Genomic DNA, 1,763 nt, shown 5'->3' on the forward strand with positions numbered 1-1,763 from the left:
TTTTTTTTATGATTTTTCACGTTCCACGCTTATTATTTAATCAAAGTTTCACGACTTTATTCATATTAATTAAACAATCGTGGTTAATCATAGGGTCTAAAAAAACGGCTCCAAAAGCCTCTTTTCTCAGGCTCTGGTTCAATGTGCTCTGGCACTGGAATCCACTTATTTTCCCTCCGCTCTGGAGTAGTCAATCCGTCATGTTTAGCTTCTGCTGTGTCAGGTTCGGGATCTGGTTTGGCTATGCTGGGTTGCACTAATTCTTGATCGGTAAACGTAGTCATATTAGGTTTTGGGGCTTCTAATAGGCGTTGCATCGTTTCAATTTGGTTCTGATAGAAAGATTCCCGATCTTTGGCATCATCAAGCTGGTTTTTCAGCATGTCTATCTGCTGTCTAAGTAGTAAAACTTCTGCCGAATTTGGACTGTCTATTTTTACAGGTTCTTTTACATCCTGTTTTTTGACAGGTTCCCCGAAAACACGGATAGCCTCGGCTAGATCGATCTTATTCTGGGAATTTTTACTTAAAATTCCTTTCTTTATGTTGTTGTAAATCGTTTGTCTATTGATATTGTAAAGCTTAGAAAGCTCGAGAACTGTAAGGCTTTTCATGTTGTAAATCTATGCCTAAACCTGTCAAAAGTTGTTGTCTATTAGACTGTCTAATAAACAAATGATCAAGTTTAAATTTTAGGCAGGTGCAAAGCCAACTTTTTGAAGATAAGGGAATAATTCTTGGAATTTTTGATAATCTTGGAGCATTTCTGCAATGCGTATAGCAAATTGTTGGAAGCTTTCGGTGCCTTCTGAATATTGCCCCATCTCAGGTAATTCAGAAAGTTTGTTGGCAAAGAGATGACGTTGTTTATCACTCATTTTGGTGAAAAGGGCTAATGTATCCGTTCCCTTAATTACTTTGTCAGAGTTGGTTTTTTTCTGCTTAAAACTGAAAGAAAAACCGGAAATTGAACGTCCTTTTTTATGTTGTTCATATTTAGCCGTTATATCGGTTAACTCATTTACTTGCTTGAGGGCAAAATCTAAAACATACGTTTTAAAATTACTCATTGTTTTGTATTGATGAGCTTCGACACCAAGTTGTTGTCTAAAGATCGATAGATCAAAAATTGGCGTTTTACCAGCAGATCTCCATTGAATTAATAACTCGTATAACCGAATAGCATAAGAGCTAGTTAATCTCGAAACCTGCTCCAATTCATATTTAGTAAAGTTTTCTTCCAGTCGAGTTATGAGTGGAACAATGTCTTGCGTGAAACGTAGGAAAACGATCCCGGATTGAGGTTCATATCCAATTTTATCGACCCAACGACAGTGAAAGCTACGATCCTTACCAGTCTTAGGATTAATGTCATGATACGTGACATAGCGATCAAACAAGCTTTTAGATGCATCCCGAAGCACGGTATAAGCAGTGTGTTTCTCGACATTAAAGGTATTGATATAACTACTTGCATGTACTTCTAAAAGGCTATTTTCAGTTATCCCGTGCCCTGTTTCCCGAGCTTCAGCAATGGCTAATAGGATCAGCCTTTGTTCAACTGTATCTAGGGTATAGCTAGCTTGAATTAAAGCATTATCCTTTACGATTAATTCACTCATTTCTAATAATAAATTTATAATTAAACTAGGTTGTACAATAGACTATTTTAATTGAATTGTAAATCGACTTAATTTGGGGTCGATAAACCTAGTTTTAAGGTCGATAAACCTAGTTTTATGGGTCGATAAACCTAGTTTTAT

The 1,763-nt window shown here is 36.4% G+C and carries 2 protein-coding genes; both read right to left on the bottom strand.

The annotated features are described in order from the left end of the window. Positions 1-83: 83 nt before the first annotated feature. On the bottom strand, positions 84-614 hold the full coding sequence (locus F928_RS16400) for a plasmid replication DNA-binding protein (protein ID WP_005065050.1): 531 nt from the start codon (positions 612-614) through the stop codon (positions 84-86). Positions 615-692: 78 nt separating this feature from the next. Continuing rightward, complete coding sequence (repM, locus tag F928_RS16405) at positions 693-1,622, bottom strand: replication initiation protein RepM (RefSeq protein WP_005065049.1); 930 nt, start codon at positions 1,620-1,622, stop codon at positions 693-695. Between the last annotated feature and the right edge of the window lie 141 nt (positions 1,623-1,763).

Source organism: Acinetobacter pittii ATCC 19004 = CIP 70.29 (assembly GCF_000369045.1).
GTDB classification, from domain to species: domain Bacteria; phylum Pseudomonadota; class Gammaproteobacteria; order Pseudomonadales; family Moraxellaceae; genus Acinetobacter; species Acinetobacter pittii.